This is a genomic window from Mesorhizobium sp. M0621 (assembly GCF_040320745.1).
GTDB lineage: Bacteria > Pseudomonadota > Alphaproteobacteria > Rhizobiales > Rhizobiaceae > Mesorhizobium.
The window spans coordinates 1-21,204 of record NZ_JAMYQF010000071.1; the positions used below are offsets into that span (position 1 = coordinate 1).

A 21,204-nucleotide genomic window follows, 5' to 3' on the forward strand; every position below is an offset into this window, starting at 1 on the left:
CCGCAGGTCGCCTCGTCGGCCACTTCTACATCCACAATGCCGACGATTCAGGCTTCGTCTGCGAACGCGGCTGACTTCTTCAACAGCCTGCTAGACCTTCGATTACAATCGTTTCGGGCTGGGCGCTCATCTGTCTCCCATTCTTCCGCTTCAAACTCCACGTCGCCGATATTGATGAGGCTTCCTTCATCTAGGAGCGTTATCGGGGTGTCCCGCCCCAACGCAACGCCTTGGCCGACTCGGGCGGCCAATATGGTCTCGGTACATTGGGTACAGGGGTAAGCGGAGCGAACGCGAGAAAAGGCTATGGCTAAGGACGCTAGCACATACAGAGTTTTTTCGGCGATGGAGACTGAACCAGGCCACCTTCGAGAGTCTTAACATGGCCTCACTCCGAAACTTCGACAACGGTAAAGCGGTCAGTCTGCAAAGAAAGGTGTCCCAGGCGGCTTTCGATCGCAAATGCTGCCGTAAGAACGGTGGTGTCGCAATAACGCGCACCGATCAATTGTAGCCCAACTGGGAGCCCCTGGTCATCCAGGCCAGAGGGTAGGGAAGCCGCAGGCTGCTGTGTCAGGTTGAAGGGATAGGTGAAGGGGGTCCAGTCTACCCACCCCTCGAAACTCTCTTCAGGTACGTTTCGCCCGACTGGAAACGGAGCAACAGGCATTGTCGGCGTGACCAGGAGATCGAAGTCTTCGTGGAACTTCGCCATGAGAGCAGAAAGCTCGAACCGAACCGCTTCCGCTTCTTGGAACTCGGCTAGCGTGATCGCCAGGCCGCGTTCGGCACCTTCCAGAAAGCCGGGATCTAAGAGTTGTCGTTGCTTTTTGTCCATTCGCGACACGATACGGGCGGCGCCAGCAAACCAAAATGTGGCAAACGTCTCGACCGGATTTGCGAACCCCGGATTGACTTCGATCACCTCAGCTCCCAGAGCTCGAAGCTGGTCGGTCGCTTTATCGGTAACTTTTTGGATATCGTGCGCCACCTTCACATACCCAAGGTCTCGACTGTAGCCGATGCGCAGACCCCTGAGGTTTTTTGGCGGATCGACCTCGATACCGGGATAAGCTGGTCCCGCATAACCGTCACGAGCGTCCTTTCGTGCGATTACGTTCATCATCAGGATCGCATCCGCAACAGTACGGGTCATCGGCCCCAAGTGAGACAGCGTGGTCATGGCACTGGCTGGCCATTGCGGAACTATGCCGAAGGTCGGCTTGAACCCGAATGTTCCTGTGAAACTCGCTGGTATCCGGATTGACCCCCCACCGTCGCTACCCTGATGAAGAAAACCAAGATTGAGAGCCGCGGCAACTCCGGCGCCGCCCGAGGATCCGCCTGGGGTCAGGTCAGGGTTCCAAGGGTTGCGGGTGATGCCGCAGAGGGGGCTATCTGTAACACCTTTCCAGCCAAACTCTGGAGTAGTTGTCTTTCCAAGGATAACGGCACCGGCCTCGCGAATGCGCGCTGTAACCGGCGCGTCGTCTAGCCAAGGCCCTTCGGCGCTCCCGGACAGTGATCCACGCCTTGTCGGCCAGCCCCGCGTTAACGTGAGATCTTTTATGGTAGCCGGAATACCATCAAGTACTCCAAGCGGTTCCCCCTTAAACCATCGTGCCTCCGAACTCTTGGCAGCAGACTTGGCACCTTGATGGTCGACGAAGCAAAATGCGTTCAGCTGCGGGTTGCTGGCCTCGATACGGCGGAGACAGTCATCGACCACTTCAACGGGCGAGACCTGTCGCGTTTGATATAGCTCCAGGCAATCGCATGCCGTCAGATTCTCAAGACATGCTGGCACGGGTGAATCACTCTTCATTTTACAAGCTCCGCTACATTCTGTTTGTTAGACACACGACGGCACCCATTGCTTGTGGCCTTCTCGATGTTGTTATGCTGCATTGACGTCCCTTCCTATGCACCTTTAAGCAGCCTGCAGTGCGCATCAAATTCGACCTGGGACGCTTGTTCCCCCGGATCAATGGCGAGGGAAAAAAGGTGTTGATATGTGGCTCGGGCTTGCGCGGGGCACCCGCTCGATCGACAACGTTATTTGCGGTGCATGCTTCCCCTTGTGCAGAAGGCCCACGGCGAAAGCCGTCATCAGTCCGAACGAGGCCACCACGATGCCCTCGAGCGCCGGGCCCACGGTCCGTACAGTGTTGAAGCCGACGGAGAGGAAGGTGACGGCAGCGGGAACTTCGCGTCGGTCCACGATATCGCCAACAGAGGCCTGCCAGGCGGGATCGTTGAGCGCAGCACCACTAGCGATTAAGAAGCTGAAGCCGAGGATCATCCACGGACTGACAAAGCCCAGCGCCACGGACGCGGTCAGCATCGCGGACGCAATCACCACAAGGCACCGACCGGCGAACATGACCCGGCGCCGGCTGAAATTGTCGGCGAGAGCCCCCGCGAAGACGGACAAGACAAAGGCGGGCTGGTTCGATGAAGCTGGACCCACGCAACCATCAGATCGGAAGTCGAGATTGTTGCCATCAGCCAGCCCAGTGAGGACAACTGAGAGGCCAACCAGATCGAGCGAAACGTCGGGTTCTTGAGCGGCGCAAACGTCGCTGGCGAAACTACATCCGCATCTGCGCCCGCTGCTCTGCTCATTGCTCCGACCGATTGTGTTCCGCCGAGCTACCACTTGGCGCGACACGATCCAATTACCGGTCGGATACGTCAAATTCAGTCTTTGTATTATGGTCATCTAGCAGCGAGATGGTCCTGGGCGGACAGTCGACCACAACGGTGACGCGATATGCAATCTTCAAGGGGTATCGAGCGACGCTAGTGGTGACTTCATAAACTGCTGGAACGCCCCCGTGTTGATCGGACAGGCAGCGGAGGCGATCACGCCCAGAGCCCTGCGCTAATGTTGATAACTATGACTTCCGATCCATTATTGCATCCGCCGCGTGTTGAAGGGATCAACTCATTGCAGCGCCGCACGACAACCGAGAAGGCCCGCCTGGTCGATTCCGAGATCAGGGTACGAGCGCCTGCCTGAACGGGACCATTTCGTCCGAACCCATTTCAAACACAGGTAGCACGCGCTAAGTCGCTATTCCGAGCGCCCCGGGCGAAGGCGCGATCAGAAATCGCATGATCCAACGGCCGTGTAGCTGATGTTTCAGCCAGCTGAGAAACCGGCAACGGAGCAGCCGGTGTCGTTGCCGATCCGCGCTTTGGCGAGATCGCGCCGGATTTCACTTTTCCATTGCACAATCTGCCCAGCGTGCCATTCGGCGAGGTGCGGCTCAAGACCGGCGTGGTCAACTGTGCTTCACGCGGCATACGCATCGTGTTGGACGGGAAGACTGCTCATTCATTCATGCCATGCCCGAGACTGGCACCTCACCACGATGGCAATCAGCCAGCTGATCCCGACACTCCTTTTGCTTGGGCTGCAAGAGCCGGCGGAATGTCGGGTTTTCTGCATAGAAGTTGACGTTTGCTGAAATTAGCCGAGAAGACTCCACCGGACGGAAAGGTGATGCTCGCCCGCGATCTTGTTGACCAGCGCGTCGGCGGTGGCGCACAGGTCTGCCATGCGCTTGTCTTGCCGGGTGCGCAACATCGCCCAGACCTCCGCATGACCCGGCGCGATGCCGAACACGAGCTTCGCCCATCTCGACCTGGGTGAAGGTCACTATGCCGAAGTCTGCGTGGGAAGCCTGAACCAAAAAGAATGTTTTGATGTCGACCCCTAATACGAACTCGTCATGAGTTGCACGCCAAGCACCAGCGCTGTCACCCCGCCCCAAAGGTGACGCCGAAGTTTGGTCGGCAGCGCCACGGCCAGCCGCGGCGCCCTGGCCGAGCATGATTGCAATGCATCTCGACCGGTTTGGCCACCACGCCTGTTGCCAGTCGAGGATCGGGACGATCGCCATCGCGGCAAGACCAAGATCGTGAGGCTCGACTTGCACGAGTTCATCCGTCGCTCGATCGGGTGAGGGCGGTTGTCAGCAGCATCGTGGCAGCAAGCTACTGCGACGCGGATTTGAGCGAAACCCTACCGACCTTGCCATTAGAATAGCGAAAAGAGGTCGGCGCGCGTACGCGTCTGCGCCTCACCGATCTCCTTGTACCATAGCGGCTGACCCCCGCCCTGAACGCAGTCATGAGAGAGTTCGGATCACATGAGCGCACCTCAGATGTAGGCTCCATATCGCTTCTAGATGACGCTATATGAAAACTGCATTTGACGAAAGCTCCCCCTCCACCGATCATCGCTGACAGAGGCACTTTTGGCCGAAAGCGCTCGAATTCCGGAACGTACACGTGGCCAGCGTTGAAAATTTCAGGGATGTTCAGGGCGAGGCAATCGCTTGGCATCGAGGTCTCGACGGGCTTCCATCTGTGGACGATAAGATCAAGCCGAGCATGGGATGGAGGACTTCGCCTACATGCTCGGGGTGCCGGCCGGGTGCTTACATTACTTGGTAACGGCCCAACCGCTGTTTTGCACAACCCGGCATGTGATTTAAACGACGAAGTCCTAGCCTTACGGCATAGGCTATTGGGGTGAACTTGGACGAGACGTCGCTGGCTTTCCGAGGTCGGAAGTTAGGCCGTTTCGGAAAAGAAGACATCTCGGCCGGTCTCAGTCAAGACCACTAGAAAAGGGGAACTAAAATGAGCTTTTGGATAAATCGTAGACGTTTCATGCAAGCGACGTCGTCGGCTATCGCAGTCGGCGCACTGTCCTCCGTCGTTCGCGCGGCTTCGGCGCAATCATCGGGTGAGTTGAGGGTGACGGTGGGGGGCGGCGATGTGGGTAAAGCCACCATTGAGGCCTATGCCAAACCATTCGAAGCTGAGACTGGTATTAAGGTGACTCCGATCACCGACGATGCAAACACGGGCCAGATTGAGTTGATGGTGAAATCGAGCAACGTTACGCTTGACGTAGCCTATCTACCGCAAGGGGCTGCCCTTACCTCAGCTGGGAAAGGCCTCCTCGAGAATATCGATTATTCAATTCACAAGAAGGAAGAGCTAGACGGCATCTTTGAATTCGCCAAGCAACCGTTCGGCATCGCCTCGCTCATCTATTCGTTCAACATGGTTTACAATACTGAAGCATTTCCTGCTAGCAAGCCGAGGCCCATGACCTGGGCCGATTTCTGGGACGTCGAAAAGTTTCCAGGCATCCGAACGATGGTGTCAGGGCAGTACGGATCGGAAGGTCCTTGGGAGGAGGCTCTGCTTGCTGATGGCGTACCCGCCGATCAACTTTACCCGATGGACATCGATCGCATCTTTGCCAGTCTGGACAAGATCAAGCCGCATGTCCGCAAGTGGTGGGGCACGGGCTCAGAGATCCAGCAATTGTTGCATGATAAGGCAGTCGATGTCGCACAGTCATATGACGGGCGGGCGCTTCGCCTGATCGACCAGGGTGCACCGGTCGAGATCAATCGGAATCAGGCAAAGCTACAATGGGATTATTGGGTGATCCCCAAGGGGGGGCCTAATGTGCAGAACGCGCAGAAGTGGATTGAATTCGTTACACGCGCTGACCGCCAAGCGGCATTCACACAGCTATTCCCCGAAGGTCCAACCAACCGCAACGCCTTCAAACTTATTCCGGATGAGGTCGCCCGCAAACTGCCTACCCATCCTGAGTACATGAAGAGCAGCGTTTCCATGAATGGACAGTGGTATAATGATATCGGGCCGGATGGCTTGACGAACACCGATAAGCTCATTCAGCGCTGGAACGAATGGGTTCTTCAATAAAACCTGGCTTCATAGGATCTATCTTGGCCGGGCGTAAAGCCAGGTCGCTCGGCCGATTGCGAGGAATCGATCCCACCACAACTTTGCCTCGCTGTTTGGCAAAACTTGCGATTGCGAATAAGTTTCCGTAAAACTGGTTGGGTGCACAGGGCTCTACCCCTTGTGTTCCCGATCGAGTTAGGCGGCAATAGCTATGATTAATAGCAGGTGTCCGTCAGTGGTCGGATCGTGCTGGAGGAGCAAAAGTGAACATGCATGCCCCCCCCCCCATCCAAAACTCAGAGGTCGCGGGGTTGCACGAAAGCCCCGTTCTGCCGCAGATTGAATTCAGCAGCGTCACTAAGACCTATGGGAAGGTCACTGCGGTGAGAGATTTGTCACTGACTGTTAGTCGTGGGGAGTTCCTAACCATTCTCGGTCCGAGCGGTTCGGGCAAAACTACAACCTTGATGCTGCTCGCCGGCTTCGAAGCCCCGACTGCCGGTGATATCTTAATTGCTGGGCGCTCCGTCGCCGCAGTGCCCTCCTATCGGCGCGACCAAGGCATCGTTTTCCAAAGCTATGCGCTGTTTCCGCATCTCACGGTGACACGGAACCTGGAGTTCCCGCTTGAAATGCGTGGCATAAACACTGCTGAAAGAACAACACGCGTCCGCCGCATGCTGGGGCGCGTGCACCTCAGTGATCTTGGCGGCCGTATGCCGTCGCAATTAAGCGGCGGCCAGCAGCAGCGCGTGGCGCTCGCCCGCGCGCTAATCGCAGATCCGCCGTTCCTCTTGCTCGACGAGCCGCTCGGCGCCCTCGATCGTAACCTCCGCGAGCAGATGCAGATTGAGATGAAGAGCCTACACAAAGAGTTTGGCATCACCACGGTCTGCGTTACGCACGACCAGGAGGAAGCGCTCACCCTGTCGGACCGCATCGTTGTTATGCGCGCGGGCCGGATCGAGCAGACCGACAGTCCGGAGGCCCTCTACGACCGGCCCGCAACACGTTTCGTGGCAAAATTCTTGGGTGATGCCAACATCTTCGAAAATCACAACTTCAAGATTGAATCCGATGCAGAGCAGCCGTCCGGCACCGTGGCTATGATCCGGCCCGAACGTATCTGCATTGTCGCTATTGATGCGGGGAAGCGCGGCGATGGAGACTTGCGCCAGTTCGTTACTGGCACCGTCGATGACATGATTTATGCCGGACCATTAAGGAAATACCACGTGCGCGTCGGCAGCAGCGTTTTTATCGTGCGTGAACATGTCGCCGCAGGGCAGCCGATCTTTCGACCCGGCGACGGAGTATGCCTCAACTGGCTGCGGTCCGACATTCGCTTTGTCGCGATGTAGCACACCAGGAGCGTGGACGGGATGAAGACCTTTCAAAAATTGGGCCAGATGCCAATTGGGCTCACCGTACCGGCTCTCGCCCTTCTGCTCGTTATATTTGGAATACCGATCATCCATCTTTTCCTGAACAGCATCAATGCGCCGGCCTTTTCGGCAACCAACTATTATAAGTTTTTTGGCCAACCGGCGAACATCCGTGTGCTCTTCCAGACCATCGAAGTGAGCGTCGTGGCCACCGCCATCTGCCTCATCGTCGGCTATCCCACAGCCTATCTGATCGTAACCGCATCGAGGAGCCTGCGCATAACCCTCATTGCCCTCGTCATCATCCCGTATCTCACTAGCGGGTTGGCCCGAACATATGCGTGGATTGTCATTCTCGGCGATCGCGGCGTGATCAACAATGTGTTGCTCCACATGGGGGTGATCCACAGCCCGCTGCAGCTGATCTACAACACCATGGCCGTGTATATTGGGATGGTGCACATTATGCTGCCGCTGATGATTCTGCCTCTTGTTAGCGCCATGATGGGCATCGACAGATCGCTGATGGCGGCGGCGCGCAGTATGGGAGCGCGGCCGCTCACAGCTTTTTGGCGGGTTTTCTTCCCGCTTAGCTTGCCGGGTATGCGCAGTGGTTCACTGTTGGTCTTCGTATTCTGTCTGGGGTTCTACATAACGCCAGCTGCCCTCGGCGGGTTGCGTGACGCCATGCTGTCTACCTTTATCGCCGGGCAAGTTGCTAGCTCCTTCGACATCCCACGAATCGCCACCTCAGCCTTCATCCTCCTTGCCATCGCCGTTGCCGTGCTTTCCATGCTAGGGCTCGACCTCGCTGGTGCACAAGGGCGCGCGCCGACACCAGCGCGGAAGTCTTGGGTCGTGCGGCTACCCATATTTGGCTTGCTGAAACGCTATTTTAGTGAGTTTCTCCGTCCCTACCGGGCGAAGCTATGGACGACCCAGCTCTACCAGGCAGGAGATAACAGCCGCTTGTCGAATATCGTCGGCGCGCTGTTCGTATTGCTCGTAATGGTCTACCTTCTTTCACCTGGCCTCATCGTCATTATAATGTCGTTCAGTGCCGGAGCTTTTCTGGAATTCCCACCTTCAGGGCTTTCGCTGCAATGGTACCGATCCTTCTTCGGCGATCCGTCTTGGAATGGTGCAGCTTGGACCAGCATCCAGATTGGATTAGCGGTGGCTATCCTTTCAACTATCGTCGGGACGCTCGCGGCCTATGGCCTCAACCGCGCCCATCCGCGGCTGCGAGGCTTACTGACGATGGCGATTTTGACTCCCGTCACTATTCCCGTCATCGTCGTCGGCATCGCGACCTATCTTGGGCTGGTAAATCTCGGACTTATAGGCTCGACAATTGGGATCGTCCTTGCCCAAAGCCTCGGTGCCATTGGCATTGTCGTCGTGATCGTATCGGCGACGCTGGCGAATTTTGATCGAACGTTGGAGCAAGCTGCCAAAAGCATGCGGGCGAGCCCGCTGCAGACTTTTATGAGAGTGACGCTCCCGTTGATTCGGCCTGGAGTTATCGGCGGGGCCGTGTTTGCATTCCTCCACTCGTTTGACGAACTCGTAATAACATCGTTAGTTAGCGGGTATTCGATCCGTACCCTCCCTCTCAAAATGTGGGAGAACATACGCAACCAGATCGATCCCACGATCGCCGCTGTGTCGTCCTTACTAATGCTTGTGCCCGTGCTTTGGCTTATTATCCTCTATCTAACCTGGTGGCGGTCCCGGCCGCGAGATCACCGCTTGCTCCCCGAGCTTGCGACTTGAGCTGCAGGCCTACGGACGGCCTCTGGTAGGTTGCCTCGATTGCCAAGGTGAACTGATCTAAGCCCGCCCGCCGATGAGAGGATACGGCTGGGCAACTTCACCGCAAAGCCTTGATGGTTCTCTCGGCCTTCGCTCGCAGCACATTGGCGAAGGCGTTCTCAATAGGAGTACGCATACGACGAAGGTCGCCTACTGACGCGTACCTTGAGGCGTTTAGTGTCCGCTTAGGTTAAGTGGGCACTTAGCGAATGAAGTATCTGGCTATGGAGCGGCCGTCGACGGTGGAAGCGAGCACGTCCGCGCTCTGCCACTGCCGCCATGTGCGCGCCGTAACGAACCCGCTGCGTGGGAGGGGCGCTTGCGGTTGAGGTAGAGATCGAGAACCGGTCGTCGCGCCCGCGTTGAGCGTCGTTCGGCGGGAGCAGAGCATAGCGGGCTTCTTCAACAAGGAGCCTGACCATGCACCATCCCGTTCTCGATGCACCCGTCAGCCCGCTGCGCCAGCGGCTGATCGACGACGCGGCGTTTCTCAGCGAGACGCAGCGCGTCGCCGAGATCGACAGGCCGAAGCTGGGCGCACTGCCGGATCAGCCTATGTGTTTGCCCGCTTAAAGCGCCGTCCGGTTTGGCGAGAAGCACACTTACGATCGGCTTCGGAGTGCGAGCCCGTGCAGCACCTGCCCGACAGTCGAATGCTTTCACGGGTCACGGCGATCGAGAATGGCAACTATGGCTGCGCCGAGCGCGCTGCGGCCGCGACGCGGATCGGATAGGGTCGCGGTGCGGATCGGATAGGATAGGGTCACCACAGCGGTCGTAAGGTGATCACACCGAGCACAGCCCCGCACGTGGAAAGGGAAGGCCTTTTCCCGAATTGAGTCCTGCTCTCGCTCTTGTGTAGTTTGCGTGCCAGGTTCCGTTCTGCGGACGTGACGTTGCCCCCAAGTTTTATCCAATCCTGAGTTCGCTCCGGCGATGAATGTTGCCCTGTTGGGCGGTTTGAGCGACGGGCACCGGCGCGGAGCTGATCATCGTGCGCAGCGCTGTGTCCCGTCGCGGGGTGAAGGTGTGGGCGAACTCGAAGGGGGTCTGCCATCCGAGCCGCGAATGTGGGCGATTGAAGTTGTAGTCTGCCCGCCAACTGGCCAAGACCGCGCGAGCCTGTGCCAATGAGGTGAACAGCATCTCGTTCAGCAGTTCGTCACGGAGGCGACCGTTGAAGCTCTCGATGAAGCCGTTCTGCATTGGCTTGCCCGGCGCGATATAATGCCAGTCCACGCGGCTTGCATCGGCCCAGGCAAGGATCGCATTGCTGGTCAGTTCGCTGCCATTGTCACTGACCACCATCTTCGGCTTGCCGCGTTCGATCATGAGCCGATCGAGTTCGCGGGCAACCCTCACGCCGGACAGAGACGTATCCGCGACCAACCCCAGGCACTCGCGCGTGCAGTCGTCGACGACGGTCAATATCCGGAAGCGACGGCCATCGGTCAGCTGATCCGACACGAAGTCCAGTGACCAACGGTCGTTGGGTGCAACGGGGACCATCATCGGTGCCCGCGTTCCAATGGCTCGCTTGCGACCGCCACGGCGCCGAACGGCAAGCTTCTCCTCGCGATAGAGCCGGAACAGACGCTTGTGATTGACCACACAACCTTCCCGCCGCAGCAGCACATGCAGGCGGCGATAGCCGAAGCGCCGGCGCTCATGCGCGATCGCCTTCATCCGCTCCCGCAGGTCACCATCGTCGCCACGGCTCGCCTTGTGGCGAACCGTCATCCGGCAGCAGCCGATGGTCTTGCACGCCCGCCGCTCGCTCATCTCGAATGCCGTTCGAAGATGCGCGACGGCCTCTCGCTCGGCAGCGGGCGTCACCATTTTTTTCCGAGAAGATCTCTCAAAGCGGCATTGTCGAGCATGGCGTCCGCCAGGAGTCGCTTCAGACGAGCGTTCTCATCCTCCAGCGTCTTCAGCCGCTTCGCTTCCGACACGTCCATGCCTCCATACTTCGCCTTCCATTTGTAGATGCTGGCGTCGCTGACACCGTGCTTGCGGCACAGATCGGCCACCGAAACTCCGGCCTCGTGCTCCTTCAAAATCCCGATGATCTGCTCTTCACTGAAACGGCTGCGCTTCATTCTCTGGTCCTCGCGTTGGGCCAGAGCGAACTTCAAACCGGATTAAGCCAAAGGGGCAACGTCAGACGCAGATCGCGAGGATCAGCGCCGCCGTCAAAATCACGAGCAACCTCGCTGATCGCTGTGAGCAGCAACCGCTCGGCTGATCACCGACTGTGCGTCATGCCCGTTGAAATAGGATGTGCTTCAGCGCGCTTACTCCTGGTGCGGCGCGCCTTCACGATGAGCATCATGATCTGCTCGCGCAAGTTTGGGGGCAGCCCGCCCAGCCGAAGCCCGCTGAGATTTGCCCCGCGTTCCTTAGACGCGGCTTCGAAGGCGCAGGATCATCGCAGGTGTAGTCTGTTGCAGCGCCCCTGTAGCCATCGAGCGGCAGTCTTAGTTCTACCAAGCTAGGCGGCGCCCCATCTAAAAACGCGATGGCACCGTTCGGAACATTCTATTGGCGTATTGAAGACAGTTCGGCGCATGTTCATAAGTCGGAAACGCCCACCGGCGCCTGGTCGCCCGAGTACTCGCAACAGGGAGCAACAATGAGCGAAGCACCTCATCTGACGTTTAATCTCGACACGCCTGGCGTAAGCACGGGGCACCTTGTTGTGCCCAAAGGCGTGGACTGCGAAGCTCTTTCGCTCTCGGTCTTTAGCTGCAATAGAGGGGAGGGGCCGGGCCTACTTATCACTGGCGGAAACCATGGCAATGAATTGCAGGGGCCAATTCTTGCTCGGCGACTTGTTCAATGGCTTCCCGAAGCGCAGGGGTGCGGAAGGATTATTATCGTACCAGAGATCAATCCACTTGCCGTGCAAGCTTGGACCCGCAACACGCCAATTGACGGAAAGAATCTCAACCGAGTGTTTCCCGGTCGGTCGGATGGCTCGGTAAGCGAACGGATCGCAGATGCGATTTCGCGTCGATTGCTGCCTATGGTGGACTACGTACTCGATGTGCACAGTTTTGGACCGACCTGGGATTGTGCACCGTCGATCATCACACACCCTATTGCTGATGTCGATCAAATGGCGAAGACGGTTCGCATTTCAGAGGCATTCAAATTACCGGTGACGTTGCTCTGGGAGCACAATGACACGGTTGGAATGTTCGATACTACCGTACATAGCCAAGGGAAGACATTCATTTGCACTGAATTTGGGGGCGGCGCAGTCGGCGCCGAAGCTCTCACGCTCTACGAAGCTGGGCTGCGCAATGGCCTCATTGCGCTAGGGCTGGTCGGGGGCGAAGCCGAGTATCCAACGTTCCGTCAGCAGAAGTTCGGCCAAACCCTAGAAACAACTTCCTCCGACCAGTTGAAATCGCCATCACCGGGCATCTTCGAACCGCGGTGCTCGGTGATGGATGAAGTGAAGGAGGGCGATGTGATAGGCGTCCTACATCCGATGGACTCGCTGTCCACTGATTCCACAGATATCCGCGCGCAATCAAAATCTATCGTTTTTGCCATCCGATCGGCAATGTATGTCCAAGGCAACGACGAAGTGGCAATACTCGCACGACCCCTAGTGCACTGAGGGTCTGATGTTCGTCGTCAACCGCCCGGGGGACCGCTGTGGCGTTCCACCTGATTGCAGGTCTTTGGGCATTACGATTACCCAATCGTTCGTCGTCACTGAGGATGGTTACAAATCACTCACAAAAAGGCCCTGCGAGTTGATTGTTGAGAACTGACAACTGCGCCACGCGATACTGGAGGACGTCTCCGACGCGCTTTTCCGAAACGTATTTTGAAGCGCGCCAGAAGTTCCTCGAGCTCGCCAAGTCTGTGAAGTCATATAAATCGCCGGCCCGGGGACCGGGTGCCGAGGGATTGTTCACCAAAGTCGCTTGGTTCGGCAATCCAGATGCGCCTCATGTGGGCGTATTGGTCTCGGCCGCACACGGCGTAGAGGGTTTCCGCGAGCAGCAACGGCGTTGCAGTCCTGGAGGTCGCAGAGCGTCGCGCTGACCACATTAACAGGACCCCGGCAGGAGTGGGGCGCCCGGCAGGGCTCGCGCGGATCTTCGATGTTTGAAAGTGATCGAGCAGCGCCCTCAGGCGTGGCCTCTCAAAGCCTTGGAAGGCAAAAGTCATCAACACAGGTGGTCCGATTCGGGGGAGACCCACGGAACCCCAAGTAGCCTTGTCCCAAGGAGCGGGGCATCGCCGGGGACAGAGGGTTGTCGGGTAGGATGCGCAGCGGTGGCCAATGGGGTCAGCGCATTACGGCCGACTCGCGCCGTGCTTGACGCATGCTCGCAATGCTCCAATTATCGCCTCGCTTGTTGTCATCTCGTCGCGAGAAGACAACAATCTGCAAACTGAATTGGACTGCGGCGGCCGCTGGCTGTCTATTCCTGATCAAAGACTTCGATTTGATTACAGCCTACAGGGCACTCCGAATGAACGAATGTATTTTCGCGGCAGTTAGCGTAACGATTGCAACATTTTGCGCCTTGGCTGAATCGGGCAACCCTATGCGAAGCGTTGCTCTCTTGGGCCACATGGCATGTGACGCGACGAAACTCCCGGTGGTTTTCTTCGATCGTCCGCTGTCACGCTGAGATGAGCGCGCGCTGGCCCACGCGGATCCATACGAACGGTATTAGCGATCTGCCTGAACGACTCCAGGACATCATCCGACGCCGTGACGCGGTGCTCGGTCCTGGCTACCAATTTTCCGAGACGATTCCGGTGGAGTTTGTCTCGAGTTTTGGTGCCCACCTGATAGACAGCGACGGCAATGACTATCTCGACGCTTTCAACAACGTGCAGGGCGTCGGCCATGCGCACAGGCATGTAGCGGACGCCGTCTCTCGCCAGATTGCAACGATCAACACCGATACACGCTACCCCCAGGAAGCGCTGGTCGCCTATGTTGAGCGGCTACTTGCAACTTTCCCAGCTGAGCTGTCGAAGCTAAGCTTGCCCTGCACTGGATCTGAAGCGAATGACCTAGCAATTCGGGTCGCGAGGTTCCATACGGGCGGCGAGGGTATCATAGTTACGCGTTGGGCGTTTCACGGTCGCACGCGCGAGGTCGCCAGTTTTTCCCCGATGCTAGGGGCAGGATCCCCGCTCGGACCAAATGTCCGACTCATTTCCGCTCCTGACCCCAGGCTCTGCGGACCGCAGCAATCCCTTGAGAATTATATGCGGGATCAAGTGCGCACCGCAATTATTGATCTGGAACGGCACGGATACCGGCTAGCAGCCTTGATTGCTGATTCCGCTTTCACCTCCGACGGCATTTTTACTCATCCTGTGGGCTTCATGAAGGCAATGGTCGACGAGGTCCATGCCGCGGGTGGCCTCCACATTGCTGACGAGGTTCAATCGGGGTTCGCTCAGCTCGGGGATTCGATGTGGGGGTTCAGTCGGCACGGCGTGGTTCCTGATATCGTCACAATGGGCAAAGCGATTGGGAACGGTTTTCCCATCTCTGGCGTTGCCTTCCGCCCGGAGGTCTCTGATGAATTCGGACAGAAAGTGAGCTACTTCAACACACTGGGCGGCCGATCGCTCTCTATAGCTGCGGCGTCAGCAGTGCTCGATGTGTTGGAGCAGGAGAATGTGCGCGAACGCGTTGCCGTGAACGGAGCAGCCTTGCTGGCAGGGCTTGAAACGCTGACACGGGATTCTCCTTATGTTGCGGAGATCCGAGGCAGCGGGCTGTACCTTGGTGTGGAGATCGTCAACGACAGAGAGACCCTCCAGCCTGATCCCATTCGTTGCGAAGGCATCATCAAGGACCTTCGCGATCGTCGCGTTCTGATCAGCCGTACCGGCTCCGCAGGTAACGTGTTGAAAGTTCGTCCTCCCGTCGCTTTCACCGCTGGCGACGTGAGCCGCTTCCTCGAGACTTTTGCCCTCGTGGCCAAACAATGGCTTTAGAAGAATCTAACAACATGAATAAATCACCCGGGACTATATTACAACGGCTCTTGGAGGAGAGCAACCTCCTTGCATCAACTCAGCCTATCGACCCTTTGCTGTTGCAAAGCATACTTGAGACTCACTATGGGCTCAATGGAAGCTTGTCACGATTGGGCAGCGAAAAGGGACATACGTTCAGGCTAAAAGCCCAACCGAATGAATACCTTGTAAAGGTGTCACCGTCCGACGAACCTGTACCAATTACGGCGTTGCAGATTGGTGCGATGCGCTATCTCGATGATGCCGCTCACGCCTTGCCCGTCCAGCGGATCAAGCCCACCTTTGACCGAAGGGATAGCGTCCCAATCGACATGGGGGATGGAGCTTGTCGAATACTCAGCGTCTTCTGCTTTGTCGAAGGCCTGTTGTGGGAGCAAATGGAAGCCACCGTCGAGCAGTTGGCCAAGGCGGGAGGCATGCTCGGGCGCCTAAACGTCGCGCTGCGATCATTTGAGCATCCGGCTGCCATGCGCAGCTTAGTTTACGACATCAGGCACTTTCTCCATTGGGGGGGGCTTATTGAGTACGTGCCAGACCCGGAGCACCGGCTGCTGGCTCGGCGGGTCTTCAGGCTGTTTGAAGAAGTCATCCAGCCGAGCCTGTCTAGCCTTGAAATGCAACTCATCCATGGTGACTACGCTCCCAACAATGTCGTCGTGGATCCGCATATGGATGTCTTCGTTACGGCCATCCTAGACTTTGGTGACACTGTCCATAGCGCAGTGATCTTTGACCCTGCTAATACGGTCGCGCACCTCATCGGCCGCTCTCAGGATCGCCCCTGGGAGGATGCCTTTGCCTTTATCGCCGGGTACGAGCAAAGCCGACCGATAAGCCAGTCAGAGCTCCCACTTTTGCCAGTTGCGGCTCTCGCGCGGCTTACCATGCTCGCTTTGATCAGGTACTGGAAGGCTGAGCGCGCACCTGACCAGAGCGAGGAGCTACTCGCTAGTGCCGCGCATTACTGGGCGAACCTAGAGCGGGCCATGGGCGTACCACTCGACGACGTGATCGCGCGATTCCGCTACGGCGCCGGTGATCCTGGTGATCGGGCTCAGCGATAGGCAGCAGTTGGCGCTCGAGGAAACCCTCGTGGCTTATCGAGTGGCCGCCCGAAGACCGAACTTGCGGGAGAATTCTCATGGTACCAAGCTAAATCCGCCGGCCGTTCGCGCATGGAGCCTAAACACACGTTTTGACGGCTCACAAACGTGGCCATCGACTACCCAATGTAGCACCGGGCGTTTTTCTTTCCTCAACTTAACCGACTATAACCGAGATAAGGAGTTATCCACTATGACTACGGTCGAATCGATTCCCTTCACCGGCGCCCCCTTTCCGAAATCAGAATACGAGCGACGGCAGAAGAACGTGCTTGAAACCGTTGCCCAAGCCGAGCTCGATGCACTTGTAGTCACTGCCCATGGTCATCTCCAGTATCTCGGTGGATACGATGGAATGGGGGCATATTTCATGCCGTTTCCGTTGATTCTCGTGCCGGGAAGGGCTCCAATTTATGTAGTCCGGGAATACGAGTTCACTGGCGTTCGTGCGGAGAGCTGCATCGATGAGTTGGTCGGTTATACAGAGCAGCCAGATTTTGCCAAAGTGTCTGCCGACGTGTTACGCCGGTTAGGATTGGCAGGCAAGAAGGTAGGTTTCGAGCTGGGCTGCTGGGGCCTCGCTCCGGCAGATGTATATGCGCTTCAGACGCTTCTTCCCGAAATGAAAATTGCGGATGCCTCTCGTCTAGTTGCATCGGTTATGGCCGTGAAGAACGAGTTGGAGATCAAAGCAATGCGTGATGCGATGGCCGTGACCGACATGGCCGTGCGTGCATTTCAGCAGAATCTGAGGGGCGGCATCTCCGAAGCTGAAATGGCGGTGGCCATCCAGAGTGAGGTAACCAAATCCGGTGGCGAGGACGTCAGGCTCGTCTCAGTCGGGTTTGGCGAGCGGACGAAACTACCCCACACGAAGCTGACACGCCATCCAATGGGTAACAACGAACCTGCGATGATTGAAGTCGGCGGCGTGAAGCAGGGATATGTCGGGGCTCTGGTCCGCGGCGCCGTGCTTGGCAGGCATCCTGAGACCGAAACATTGCATGCCTTGGCGGAGGAGGCACTTGAAGTCGCCATCGCAGCGATCAAGCCAGGTGTAACGGCGGGAGAGGTGGACGCGGCGGCCCGCCGGGTGATCGAGCGATCTGTGAGACCCAAAGCCCTTAATCATCGGGTCGGATACCAAACCGGTTCCCCATGGGGCGAACGCGGCAACATAAGCCTGGAGCCCGGCGCAACGGACGTCCTTCAGGCCAATATGACCGTCCATATGCCCATCATTCTCCTCGGGGAAGGCCGTTACTTGTTTGGCTGCAGCGAGACTGTCTTGGTGACGGAGCGCGGAGCGGAGATACTCAGCGGTACACCCCACACACTCCATCGCGTGTGACGCGTTGGCAGCGACTGTAATCGTCTTTTCACTCTTTTCATCGTTTCGCCCATGGTTCCGCGTATAAGAACCGGATAGGCGAGCGAAGCAAAAGTATCGTAATGCAACGATTAGAGAGGCGAGGGCGCCGTTAGGCACTAGCCATCTCAAAACGCGATGGCACCGCCCGGAAGATTATATTGGCGGACGCAATGCTAAGTGGCACATACTTGGTAGGTAACGGACCCAATTGCATCCGCCCGTCAATACCGTCCGGCAGAAATCGAGCGAACTGAAGTGCAGATCAAAGGTGTGCTCCTCGCGCCAGGAAACGGCGCCTTTTTCTACGACGATCAGGCAGCCATAAGAGCGGGTGCCTCGCAGGACGGTTTTGTCTATGTGGGCGAACCCGTGACGCCCGATTTCCAATCCATTCGCGTTCCTGCAACTTCGCTAAGTATCGGGCTTGTCCTTGTCGACGAAACCGTCGTCTGGGGCGATATGATGAGCGTTCAGTATTCTGGTGCCGGTGGGCGCGATGCATTGTTTGAAACTGCTCAAATCGCGGATATAACGTCGCAGGTTGTGGTGCCCCGGCTCATCGATGTCGATGTGTCCCGGTACCTTAATGCCTGCGCGAAGGTTTTCGAGCCCATCGGACAAAAGCGGTTACCTCTGGCGATTGAGTACGGGGTAAGTCAAGCGCTCCTACGCGCAGCAGCCCACCTTCAACGTACGACGATGGCAGAGATAATATGCAGAGAATTTGATCTACCGCTGCCAACGCGCAGGGTCCCGATCTACTGCCAGAGCGGTGATGCTCGGGAAACTAACGTTGACAAGATGATTTTGAAAGCCGTGGATGTGCTTCCCCACGGTCTGATCAATTCACGGCAAAAATTCGGCGTCGACGGCCAGACCTTCATGGACTTCGTGAAATGGGTTGCAACGCGTACGCGCCAAATCGGCCGCCCAGGGTATCATCCGGTGTTGCATTTCGATGTGTATGGCTGGATCGGCCAGGAAATCGGCCTGGACCCGCAAAGCATCGCCGACTTTATCTGCAAAGTTGCAGATACTGTGCCGGATTTCACGCTCAACATCGAGTCCCCGGCGGATTTTGGTTCGACGCAAGCCCAAATTGAGAACTACGCTAAGATCGTGTCGATTTTGGATGACCGGGGTTCCAGCGGGCGCATTGTCGTGGATGAGAGATGCAATACGCTTGAAGATATTCGGCTGTTCGCCGAAGCGAAGGCCACCCATCTCGTCCAGATCAAGACGCCCGATGTCGGCTCAATTGCCGACACAGCGCGGGCCGTTCTTCTCTGCAAGGAAAACAAGGTCGGAGCATATGTCGGGGGAAGCTGTACCGAGACAGATCTCTCTGCCCAAGCTTCTGTCCACGTATCGGTGGCAACCCAGGCCGACATGATGCTTGCAAAGCCCGGAATGGGTGTCGACGAGGCATTCTCCATCGTTGGGAATGAACAAAGCCGGTTGCTTGCGATGCTGAACCGTCGTCGAGCTCAAACCGAAAACGTTGTATGAAAAGCGGTGTCGCATGCAGAACTCTCTTGAGGGGATCACTGTCGTGGCCGTGGAGCAGGCCGTGGCCGCGCCTTACGCATCTTCCCGTCTTGCCGACGCCGGCGCCCGGGTGATCAAGGTCGAAAGGCCTGAAGGAGACTTTGCCCGCAATTACGACAAATTGGTGCGGGGACAGAGCGCTTACTTTGTCTGGCTCAACCGGGGCAAGGAGTCGGTTTGTCTGGACCTGAGGCTGGAGATGGATCGCGAGGTCCTCGACGCGCTCATCGCCAATGCTGACGTTTTTATCCAGAATCTGAAGCCTGGCAGCAGCGAAAAACTGGGTTTCGGGTCTGCTGATCTCCGTCGGCGTTTTCCACGGCTGATCACCTGCGACATCTCTGGTTTCGGGGAGAAAGGGCCGTATTCCCATTTGAAGGCTTATGATCTCATCGTCCAGGCTGAAACAGGTCTATGCGCTATCACGGGCAACCAACATGGGCCTGCGCGTGTAGGGGTCTCGGTTTGCGATATCTCGGCGGGCATGACAGCGCACAGCGCCATTCTTCAAGCCCTGTATCACCGCGAGGTCACCGGAGAAGGAACCGGCATCCAGGTGTCACTGTTCGATGCCGTCGCCGACTGGATGAATGTTCCGGTTCTGCAAAACGACTACAGTGACTATCACACGGTACGCGCCGGCGTGAAACATCCGTCGCTGGCGCCGTATGGCGCTTATCGTTGCGCCGACGGCAAAGACGTCATCTTTTCGGTTCAGAATGACCGCGAATGGGTGAATTTCTGCGAGAAGTTCCTGAAGCAACCGGCGCTCACACGCGCACTTGGTTTTGCTGACAATATGGAGCGTCTCGGTCACCGTGCGCAACTTGACGAGATCATTGAACGGCGGTTTTCCGAACTGTCATGCCACCAAGCAATGCAAGAGCTCGAGGCGGCCGGCTTGGCATATGGTCGACTGAACGAAGTGGCGGATGTTTCAAAGCACCCACACATTCGAAGGGTCGAGGTTGGAACACCCGAAGGTACTGTCGAGACGATAGCGCCGGCGGCGATTTTCAATTCTGAGCACCCCTCGCTGCGACCAGTTCCGGCTCTTGGCGCTCATACCGAGGCTGCCCGCGAGGAGGTTTTGGGGCTTTTGCGCGAAAGAGCCGCGTCAGCGTGAGCGCGCGTCTGAGTAAGTTAAGTCTGCTCGTGGTTTACGAAGAGCCTGTTTACCTTGGGTCATCTCAGCGCATCGGACATCCAGCAAGCCCACTGCCGCCACTCTCCTAGGATCGATCGCAGAGGCGACTCCATGATCAAGTACACCTTTACGGCCGGTGAAAGCGCGATGCCTGTACCACGCTGGAGATCGCTGCTCTTCGTACCCTCTCACGTTCCGCGGTTTGTGAAGACGGCCCATGAGCGGGGTGCAGATGGCGTCATACTCGACCTCGAGGACTCCGTTCCCCAAGATCAGAAGGCCGAGGCACGGCGGCAGCTTCGTGAATGCGTGGCAAATGTGGGCCGGAAAGGCGCATCTGTTTTGGTCCGCGTCAATCATGGTTTGCGCACTTTGGCGGCGGATCTCGATGCAGCAGTGATAGCGGGTGTTGACGCGCTTGTTCTTCCGAAGACGGATTCGGCAGAGTGGGTTTTGGAGATCGCGAATGCGGTTTCAGAACTTGAACGGGAAAGAAATCTTCCGCTGGGGTGCATCCGGTTCCTTGCCCAAATCGAGACCCCGGGCGCCCTGCAAAGGCTCGCGGCCATTGCGTCGGCGCATCCCAGGATGGTAGCAATGGCGCTCGGTCCCGAAGACTTCAGTGCCGCTGTTGGCGGTTCCCCGGAGTTCGACCTTCTGTTGACGCCGAACATTTCTGTTCTGTTTGCCGCCCGTGCGGCCGGCTTGCTCCCGTTGGGTTTCATAGGAAGCATCGGCGAGTTCTCGGACACGCATAAACTTCGTGAAGCAGCGGTGCGTGCGCGGCGGCTTGGCTTTGCCGGTGCTTTGGCGATCCACCCGACCCAAGTGGCCATATTCAATGAGGCTTTCTCGCCAAGCGCCCAGGAACTCGAGTGGGCCCATAAAGTCGTCGCGGCGGAAAATGACGCCGCCACGCGTGGACTGTCCGCATTCTCGTTGAATGGCAAGATGGTCGATCCGCCGGTGGTGCGGCGCGCCTACCAGATCCTGGCTCTCTCCAGGAGTAACTGAGCCTATAATCAGCGGCTGGACAGGCTGTTTTTTGTATTGCGACAGTTT

15 protein-coding genes and 1 pseudogene are annotated in these 21,204 nt (G+C 57.4%); 12 read left to right on the forward strand and 4 right to left on the reverse strand.

Translation table 11 applies throughout. The annotated features are described in order from the left end of the window. Positions 1–388: 388 nt before the first annotated feature. The 3 genes and pseudogenes from NKI38_RS30065 to NKI38_RS30075 all read right to left on the reverse strand — a co-directional run bounded on the left by NKI38_RS30065 (position 389) and on the right by NKI38_RS30075 (position 3,631). Positions 389–1,825, reverse strand: a complete 1,437-nt coding sequence (locus tag NKI38_RS30065) for an amidase (protein ID WP_352664073.1) — start codon at positions 1,823–1,825, stop codon at positions 389–391. A 258-nt stretch (positions 1,826–2,083) separates the two neighbouring features. Continuing rightward, positions 2,084–2,625, reverse strand: a pseudogene (locus tag NKI38_RS30070) (MFS transporter); the annotation flags it as partial. A gap of 850 nt (positions 2,626–3,475) precedes the next feature. Continuing rightward, positions 3,476–3,631: a hypothetical protein gene (locus NKI38_RS30075; RefSeq protein ID WP_352664075.1), complete on the reverse strand. Its 156-nt coding sequence runs from the start codon at positions 3,629–3,631 to the stop codon at positions 3,476–3,478. Positions 3,632–4,653: 1,022 nt separating this feature from the next. On the opposite strand from NKI38_RS30075, the gene NKI38_RS30080 reads away from it, so the two are divergent. The 4 genes from NKI38_RS30080 to NKI38_RS30095 all read left to right on the forward strand — a co-directional run bounded on the left by NKI38_RS30080 (position 4,654) and on the right by NKI38_RS30095 (position 9,515). After that, positions 4,654–5,760: an ABC transporter substrate-binding protein gene (locus NKI38_RS30080; protein WP_352664077.1), complete on the forward strand. Its 1,107-nt coding sequence runs from the start codon at positions 4,654–4,656 to the stop codon at positions 5,758–5,760. A gap of 251 nt (positions 5,761–6,011) precedes the next feature. Beyond that, positions 6,012–7,103: an ABC transporter ATP-binding protein gene (locus NKI38_RS30085; protein WP_352664109.1), complete on the forward strand. Its 1,092-nt coding sequence runs from the start codon at positions 6,012–6,014 to the stop codon at positions 7,101–7,103. A 21-nt stretch (positions 7,104–7,124) separates the two neighbouring features. Then, complete coding sequence (locus NKI38_RS30090) at positions 7,125–8,903, forward strand: ABC transporter permease subunit (RefSeq protein ID WP_352664079.1); 1,779 nt, start codon at positions 7,125–7,127, stop codon at positions 8,901–8,903. 459 nt (positions 8,904–9,362) lie between these two features. Beyond that, positions 9,363–9,515: a hypothetical protein gene (locus tag NKI38_RS30095; RefSeq protein WP_352664081.1), complete on the forward strand. Its 153-nt coding sequence runs from the start codon at positions 9,363–9,365 to the stop codon at positions 9,513–9,515. A gap of 336 nt (positions 9,516–9,851) precedes the next feature. On the opposite strand, the gene NKI38_RS30100 is transcribed toward NKI38_RS30095, so the two are convergent. Continuing rightward, a protein-coding gene (locus tag NKI38_RS30100) for an IS3 family transposase (protein ID WP_352664083.1) occupies positions 9,852–11,041 on the reverse strand; the annotation gives its coding sequence in 2 pieces (ribosomal slippage) (positions 9,852–10,783 and positions 10,783–11,041; 1,191 coding nt in all). Between the two features lie 533 nt (positions 11,042–11,574). Between NKI38_RS30100 and NKI38_RS30105 the strand changes: the two genes are divergently transcribed. The 8 genes from NKI38_RS30105 (at position 11,575) to NKI38_RS30140 (ending at position 21,156) form a co-directional block, all read left to right on the forward strand. After that, on the forward strand, positions 11,575–12,570 hold the full coding sequence (locus NKI38_RS30105; protein ID WP_352664085.1) for a succinylglutamate desuccinylase/aspartoacylase family protein: 996 nt from the start codon (positions 11,575–11,577) through the stop codon (positions 12,568–12,570). Positions 12,571–12,716: 146 nt separating this feature from the next. Further along, positions 12,717–13,004 (forward strand): DUF2817 domain-containing protein, encoded by a 288-nt coding sequence (locus NKI38_RS30110; RefSeq protein ID WP_352664087.1) that lies wholly within the window; start codon positions 12,717–12,719, stop codon positions 13,002–13,004. A gap of 597 nt (positions 13,005–13,601) precedes the next feature. Beyond that, on the forward strand, positions 13,602–14,930 hold the full coding sequence (locus NKI38_RS30115; protein ID WP_352664089.1) for an aspartate aminotransferase family protein: 1,329 nt from the start codon (positions 13,602–13,604) through the stop codon (positions 14,928–14,930). A 152-nt stretch (positions 14,931–15,082) separates the two neighbouring features. Next, the gene (locus tag NKI38_RS30120; protein WP_352664091.1) at positions 15,083–16,036 is read left to right on the forward strand and encodes a phosphotransferase; all 954 of its coding nucleotides are present in this window, start codon (positions 15,083–15,085) and stop codon (positions 16,034–16,036) included. A gap of 232 nt (positions 16,037–16,268) precedes the next feature. After that, entirely contained in the window at positions 16,269–17,426 is a 1,158-nt protein-coding gene (locus NKI38_RS30125) for a M24 family metallopeptidase (RefSeq protein ID WP_352664093.1), read from the forward strand. 276 nt (positions 17,427–17,702) lie between these two features. Next, positions 17,703–18,956 (forward strand): methylaspartate ammonia-lyase, encoded by a 1,254-nt coding sequence (locus NKI38_RS30130; RefSeq protein ID WP_352664095.1) that lies wholly within the window; start codon positions 17,703–17,705, stop codon positions 18,954–18,956. A gap of 13 nt (positions 18,957–18,969) precedes the next feature. Beyond that, positions 18,970–20,121: a CaiB/BaiF CoA transferase family protein gene (locus NKI38_RS30135; protein WP_352664097.1), complete on the forward strand. Its 1,152-nt coding sequence runs from the start codon at positions 18,970–18,972 to the stop codon at positions 20,119–20,121. A gap of 132 nt (positions 20,122–20,253) precedes the next feature. Continuing rightward, positions 20,254–21,156, forward strand: coding sequence for an HpcH/HpaI aldolase/citrate lyase family protein (locus NKI38_RS30140; protein WP_352664099.1), 903 nt, complete (start codon positions 20,254–20,256; stop codon positions 21,154–21,156). The last annotated feature ends 48 nt before the right edge of the window (positions 21,157–21,204 follow it).

Coding starts and splice junctions, on each gene's coding strand:
- NKI38_RS30115 (WP_352664089.1), top strand. CDS start 13,602: ATGAGCGCGCGCTGGCCCACGCGGATCCATACGAACGGTATTAGCGAT.
- NKI38_RS30095 (WP_352664081.1), top strand. CDS start 9,363: ATGCACCATCCCGTTCTCGATGCACCCGTCAGCCCGCTGCGCCAGCGG.
- NKI38_RS30140 (WP_352664099.1), top strand. CDS start 20,254: ATGATCAAGTACACCTTTACGGCCGGTGAAAGCGCGATGCCTGTACCA.
- NKI38_RS30135 (WP_352664097.1), top strand. CDS start 18,970: ATGCAGAACTCTCTTGAGGGGATCACTGTCGTGGCCGTGGAGCAGGCC.
- NKI38_RS30090 (WP_352664079.1), top strand. CDS start 7,125: ATGAAGACCTTTCAAAAATTGGGCCAGATGCCAATTGGGCTCACCGTA.
- NKI38_RS30065 (WP_352664073.1), bottom strand. CDS start 1,825: ATGAAGAGTGATTCACCCGTGCCAGCATGTCTTGAGAATCTGACGGCA.
- NKI38_RS30105 (WP_352664085.1), top strand. CDS start 11,575: ATGAGCGAAGCACCTCATCTGACGTTTAATCTCGACACGCCTGGCGTA.
- NKI38_RS30080 (WP_352664077.1), top strand. CDS start 4,654: ATGAGCTTTTGGATAAATCGTAGACGTTTCATGCAAGCGACGTCGTCG.
- NKI38_RS30125 (WP_352664093.1), top strand. CDS start 16,269: ATGACTACGGTCGAATCGATTCCCTTCACCGGCGCCCCCTTTCCGAAA.
- NKI38_RS30085 (WP_352664109.1), top strand. CDS start 6,012: ATGCATGCCCCCCCCCCCATCCAAAACTCAGAGGTCGCGGGGTTGCAC.